At 60.4% G+C, this 6,127-nt stretch carries 4 protein-coding genes and 3 pseudogenes; 5 read left to right on the top strand and 2 right to left on the bottom strand.

All coding sequences use genetic code 11. The features are described from left to right. Positions 1–132, top strand: a pseudogene (locus tag MUW49_RS14340) (IS5/IS1182 family transposase); the annotation flags it as partial. A 25-nt stretch (positions 133–157) separates the two neighbouring features. Next, entirely contained in the window at positions 158–1,789 is a 1,632-nt protein-coding gene (ybaL, locus tag MUW49_RS14335) for a YbaL family putative K(+) efflux transporter (RefSeq protein ID WP_053288237.1), read from the top strand. Between the two features lie 98 nt (positions 1,790–1,887). On the opposite strand, the gene MUW49_RS14330 is transcribed toward ybaL, so the two are convergent. Further along, entirely contained in the window at positions 1,888–3,189 is a 1,302-nt protein-coding gene (locus tag MUW49_RS14330) for a sigma-54 dependent transcriptional regulator (RefSeq protein ID WP_010673560.1), read from the bottom strand. Positions 3,190–3,535: 346 nt separating this feature from the next. On the opposite strand from MUW49_RS14330, the gene MUW49_RS14325 reads away from it, so the two are divergent. From MUW49_RS14325 to MUW49_RS14315, 3 genes and pseudogenes are all read left to right on the top strand, one after another. Then, positions 3,536–4,114 (top strand): hypothetical protein, encoded by a 579-nt coding sequence (locus tag MUW49_RS14325; protein WP_234888028.1) that lies wholly within the window; start codon positions 3,536–3,538, stop codon positions 4,112–4,114. A 187-nt stretch (positions 4,115–4,301) separates the two neighbouring features. Further along, a complete protein-coding gene (locus tag MUW49_RS14320) occupies positions 4,302–5,261 on the top strand; it encodes a hypothetical protein (RefSeq protein ID WP_202007337.1) in 960 nt (319 codons plus the stop codon). Between the two features lie 52 nt (positions 5,262–5,313). Continuing rightward, a pseudogene (locus MUW49_RS14315) lies at positions 5,314–5,838 on the top strand (C39 family peptidase); the annotation flags it as partial. Between the two features lie 157 nt (positions 5,839–5,995). Here MUW49_RS14315 and MUW49_RS14310 read toward each other — a convergent pair. Continuing rightward, positions 5,996–6,127, bottom strand: a pseudogene (locus MUW49_RS14310) (IS5/IS1182 family transposase); the annotation flags it as partial.

Genomic DNA, 6,127 nt, shown 5'->3' with positions numbered 1-6,127 from the left:
TGGTTGAAGAAGTTTCGCCGGTTTTCAACGAGATATGAAAAGCTAGCCAAGAGTTTTGCAGCCTTTATCAAACTGGCTTTCTGCCTTCGCTACTTGCGCGAGTTATGTGTGGACAGAAAACCAGCATTTTGAGAACACAGCCTAGCGAGGTGACGACATGGACCACTCACTCCCCCTTATCACCACCCTGGTAGGCGGCCTTGTGCTGGCCTACCTCTTCGGCATGCTGGCAAGCCGCCTGCGCATCTCCCCCATGGTGGGCTACCTCGCGGCCGGCGTGGTATGCGGCCCCTTTACGCCGGGCTATGTCGCCGACCTGCGGCTCGCCCCCGAGCTGGCCGAAATCGGCGTTATCCTGCTGATGTTTGGTGTCGGCCTGCACTTTTCCGTGAAAGACCTGCTGTCGGTGAAACACATCGCCATCCCGGGAGCCATCGTCCAGATAACCCTTGCGACCCTGCTCGGCCTTGGCCTCTCCCAACTGCTCGACTGGACCGTGACCGCCGGCCTGGTGTTTGGCCTGGCCCTCTCCACCGCCAGTACCGTGGTGCTGCTGCGCGCCCTGGAGAGCCGCGGCCAGCTCGACACCAACGAGGGACGCATCGCCATCGGCTGGCTCATCGTGGAGGATCTGGTGATGGTGCTGGCCCTGGTACTGCTCCCCATCCTCGCCAACCTGCAGCAAGGGGGCGAGGCACTGACCCCGGCCCAGGTGATGGCGGATATCGGCCTGACCCTGGCCAAGGTGGCTGCCTTCATCGCCCTGATGGTCATCGGCGGGCGACGCCTCATCCCCTGGCTGCTAGCCCGCACCGCCGCCACCGGCTCCCGCGAGCTGTTCACCCTGGCCGTCCTCTCCTGTTCCCTGGGCATCGCTTTTGGCGCCGTCAAGCTGTTTGGCGTCTCCTTTGCCCTCGGCGCCTTCTTCGCCGGCGTCGTGATGAACAGCTCCCATCTGAGCCACAAGGCGGCCAACGACACCCTGCCCCTGCAGGACGCCTTTGCCGTGCTCTTCTTCGTCTCCGTGGGCATGCTGTTCGACCCCGTCATCCTGCTGCGCGAGCCCCTGGCCGTGCTGGCCACCCTGTTCGTCATCGTGATCGGCAAATCGGTGGCCGCCTTCGCCATCGTGCGGCTCTTTGGCCACAGCCAGCGCACGGCGCTGACCATCTCCGCCAGCCTGGCCCAGGTGGGGGAGTTCTCCTTCATCCTGATGGGTCTCGGGGTCATGCTCGAGCTGGTCCCCGGGGTCGCCCGGGATCTGGTGCTGGTCGGCGCCTGTTTCTCCATCGTGCTCAATCCGCTGGTCTTCAACCAGGTGGAGCGCTGGCTGAGGCGCCATCCCGAACCACGCACCGATGGGTCACCTCACCTCTGCCCCTTGCAGGGCCATGTGGTGGTAGTGGGCGCCGACGAGATAGGCCAGCACCTCATTCGGCAGTTGCATGAACAAGGCAGGGAGATGGTGGTGATCGACACCGACGAGCGACTGCTGGCCCCCTGGCGCGCCATGGGGATCACCTGTCTGGCGGGCCATCCCATCCAGCAGGATCTGCTGACGGCGGCGCTGCCCAACGCCAGCTGGCTGCTGATCACCCTGGATGACAGCCTGCTGGCCGGTGAGATAGCCATCAGGGCGCAGGAATACGGCGCCCTGATGCGCATCGCCGCCTGTGCCCACCAGCACGAGGAGGTGCATCATCTGCGCGTGCGCGGCGTGCATCAGGTGGTCAAGAGCGAGGAGGAGGCTGCGCGGCGACTCTGTCACCTCGCCATGGAGATCGCCTGAAGCTCATCGGAAGTAACGAGTCCCCACGACGGGGCCAGACAAGAAGCCCGGGCCTGCTGCCCGGGCTTTTTGCATGACGGGGCGATACTGCCGTCCCCTCACAGCAGATCGTGCTTGTCCAGCAGGCGATAGAGGGTGGCCCGGGAGATGTCGAGCGTGCGGGCCACCTCCTCGAGCTGATCGGGGAAGCGGGCCAGCGTCCGTTGCAAGGCCTGACGCTCCGCCGCTTCGCGCACCGCCTTGAGCGAGCCGTCGAGCAGCAGGCTGTCCATGTTGGTCAGCTCCATGTCATCGGCTTCGATGAAGGGGCCGCTGCACATGACCACCGCCCGCTGAACCCGGTTGCGCAGCTCCCTCACATTCCCCGGCCAGCCATAGGACTGCATGGCCTGGCGCGCCTTGCGGGTGAAGCTGAGCACCCGCCCGCCCCGCACTTCCGCCAGAATGTCATCGGCAAGGAGCTGGATGTCTTCCGCCCGCTCGCACAAGGCCGGGGTGCGCAGGCGCACCACGTTGAGCCGGTAGTAGAGATCCATGCGAAATCCGCCGCTGGCCACCGCCTGCTCCACATCGATATTGGTGGCCGCGATGATCCGCACATCCACACGACGCGTCAGGTGGCTGCCCACCGCCTCTATGCACTGCTCCTGCAAGAAGCGCAGCAGGGTTGCCTGATCCTCCAGTGGCAACTCCCCTATCTCGTCGAGAAACAGGGTGCCGCCATCGGCGGCCTCTATCTTGCCTATCTTGTGGTGCTGTGCCCCGGTGAAGGCCCCCTTGACGTGGCCGAACAGCTCGGACTGGATGAGCTGATGGGGCATGGCCCCGCAATTGACCGCCACGAAAGGGCTCTCCTCCCCGAACGTGCTGTAGTGCAGCTCCCGGGCCACCAGCTCCTTGCCCGTGCCGCTCGGTCCCGTCACCAGTACGGGCAGGCGGCAATGCTGCAACCGCACGATCTGGTCGCGCAACTGGCGGATGGGGGCGCTCTCCCCCTGGATGAAACGAAGCTGGGGTTGCAGTCGGGGGCGGTGTCGCCGGATGAGGCGCGCCATCCCCAGGGCATGTCCCAGGCTGTGGGAGAGCCTGTCTCTGTCCAGGGGAAAGGTGTGAAAATCATGAAAACAGGCTGCCAGCAAATTGCGAAGGGCTTCGCTGGCGAGACAGTCCCGCTGGATGAGGCCGATCCACAAGGCGCCGGAGTGCTGCGCAATCAGGTTGTAGAGGGCTTCGTGCTGCTGATGCTCGATCACCACCAGCACCAGGGGATAGTCCTTTTCCTGCAGTTTTTTCTCTGCCACCACCAGGGAGCTTGCCTGCTCCACCTGCCACTCGCCTTGTTCCAGCAGGCTTTCCAGTACGGCACATGAATTGATGAGCAACAATGCCGTTTCTGTCATAGGGACAACTCCTTGTTATCGCCACTGCACGAAGGAGTCTGACGACTTGTCCAGATAACTCCCTTTATCATCAAATGGCGCCATTTAATATGGCCAGACGATGATAACTATAAACCATCCCGCCTTTAGATTGATGGCACCACAATATTGAGACAGCCAAATTATCCGTGAGAAAAAATAAATCCATTGATAAATAAGCGCTTACTTCACGACATAATATGTCGCTCTCAATATTGAGACGTAAAAACAATTACATCAAATAAAAAAAAACTAAAAATCATATGGTTGTAAATTGGCATGGTCGTTGCTCTCTCCAATAAGCCCTCCTGGCAGATGGAGACAGAACATGAAAATATATATTGCATTGGCAGCATTTCCTTTTCTGGCATTTGCCCCCCCCTCAATGGCGCAAAACCGGGTCGATCTCGGTGCTCAGGCATTGAGCAATATTCGTGGTTCCATGGGCGTCAATATGGTTGCCGGCAATAACAACCAACAAGGCAATCTTGCCGCCATCGCCATTTCGGGTCCGGCCGTCATTCAATTTGGTCAGCTGAATCAATCCACCACCAATCTGAACGGCAGCCAGAGCGTCGCCATCCTGGGCTCGGCCCTGAGCCAGAACCGGGGACTGGTCGGCATCAATCAGGGGGCGGGTGAGGGCAACCAGCAACTGAACGCCTTCGCCCTGTCCCTCGATGACAGCGGCCTGGGTGTCGTGACCGACATCAATCTCAGCTCCAGCGTCGCGAAGACCCCAGGGGGAAAGCCCCCCGCCAACACCACTACCAGCATCTATCTGGATGACACCGCCCTCACGGGCAGCAAGGGGGTCATTCAGGTGAACCAGGTCACGGGACAGGGAAACCAGTCAGTCAACATGGTTTCCCTGCCCCTGGCTGGCGCAGTAACGGCATCCCCATGATGCCGCAGGGATAGGAAGCCAGGCCCGGGGGTATCAGCCGATGGGCATATCTTCCGCTGAAAGTTCAATGGAGAGACTCATTATGCGTGGACTTATTTATAGCTCATTAGCCGCCGCGGTCATCATGGCCATGTCGGGCACTGCATCCGCCGATTACCGCGGTGACAGAGATGAGACAGGGGCAACCTTGACCAAGAAGGTCAAGGCAGAAGTCGATGTGGAATACGAAGGCAGGGTCAATGTCGGCGGCTACATCAACGTCAACAAACTCGGCATGGCCGTCGTGGACAACCAGCAGTCCAGTTCCATGATAGGCACCGCCAATACAAGAACGGAGAACACGAGCAAGATCGACGGCTCGTTCAAGGGTGCATCCGGTAACATCGGCGCCAACGTCGCAGCCGGTGACTCCAACGTACAGGGCAACAGCGCTTCCCTGGCCGCCTATGACGAGGTCGATGCCGAGTTCATCATGGGTCGTGGTCAACAACAACATGGCGCCCCTGGCGGATCGTCGGATGCCGAGGTCTTCTCCACCCAGAGCGCCAGCAACAACTGGACGACCAATCACGGCCATCAGAACAAGGCCGGTGTGGGCGATGGGGCCTTCAAGGATGCCGCAGGCAACATCGGGGTCAACGTGACCTCGGGCTCGGGTAACGTCCAGGCCAACAACATGGCAGCCTCCGTGTCCACCGGCAACATGGCCGTGGCCACCGTGGCCAACAGCCAGAGCGTCTCCAAGAACATGACCGAAAACCAAAGCCTGAGCGCAACCAAGACGGTTGACAAGGCGGGTGTGTTCCTCGGTCTCAAGGCTTGGGGCGATTACGAGGGGGGCGGTACCGGTCATGATGTCAAGAAAGGACATGGCCACGACAATGACAACGACAGGTACGGCAACAACAACCCGAAAGATGGTGGCAAGTTCGAGTTCAAGGAAGAGGGTGACATCAAGCTCAGTGGGTACGCCGTCGGGTATATTCCCGTGGTCAACACCTACACCAGCCGCGAAACCTTCAACCGGGCAACCATCGATGGCGGCGCCTTCAACGGTGCCGTGGGCAACATCGGGGTGAACGTCTCCTCGGGGACCAACAACCTGCAAGCGAACAATCTCTCGCTGGCCGCAGGGTTTGCCAAGTAAGTCGATGCGAGGGGGCCCAGTGCCCCCTTTTTCCCTGACACTGGAGGTCTGAATGCGCTGGCTGTTGCTGTTGCTGTGCTGTCCTGCCGTCTGGGCAGGCTCGGTGCCACTGGGGGAGCATCTCCCGGCGCTGGGGGATCTCAACAAACCGGTGCAGAGCATTCTGGAGCGCCGGTACGCCAACATCGAGCGCCAACATACGGATTTCAGCTGCGGGGCCGCCGCCGTCGCCACCATCTTGCGCTACGCCTACGGCCATGCAACCAATGAACGCTGGGTCATGGATGGCATGCTTGCCATGGCAGACCCGGAGCAGGTCAAGCACTACGGCTTCTCCATGCTCGACATGAAGCAGTACCTGCAAATGCTCGGCATGCGGGTCAGAGGGTATCGACTGGGCGATGAAAAACTGCGCCAGGTGAGGGTGCCCACCATCGTCCTGCTCAACATTCGCGGCTATCAGCACTTTGCCGTGCTGCGGGCCATCGATCGCCACGATCGCGTCTATCTGGCAGACCCGGCCCTCGGCAACCGGGTGATCACGTTCAAGGAGTTCAAGGAGAGCTGGAACGGCATCCTCCTCGCCGTCATCGGCGCGGGCTATCGTCCCGATGCCCCCCTTGCCAACCCCTCTCCCCCGCTCTCTGTCAGAGGCAAGGATGGGCTCTTCGCCCCGGTCAATGAAACATCCCTGCTGGAATTCGGTTTTCAGCACAAAGAGCTAGGCTGTGTTCTCAAAATGCTGGTTTTCTGTCCACACATAACTCGCGCAAGTAGCGAAGGCAGAAAGCCAGTTTGATAAAGGCTGCAAAACTCTTGGCTAGCTTTTCATATCTCGTTGAAAACCGGCGAAACTTCTTCAACCA

Source organism: Aeromonas sp. LsrichE-8G, assembly GCF_022869435.1.
Lineage (GTDB): Bacteria > Pseudomonadota > Gammaproteobacteria > Enterobacterales > Aeromonadaceae > Aeromonas > Aeromonas caviae.
Note: the sequence above shows the minus strand (reverse complement) of the source record. Positions and strands in the feature narration are given on the sequence as shown.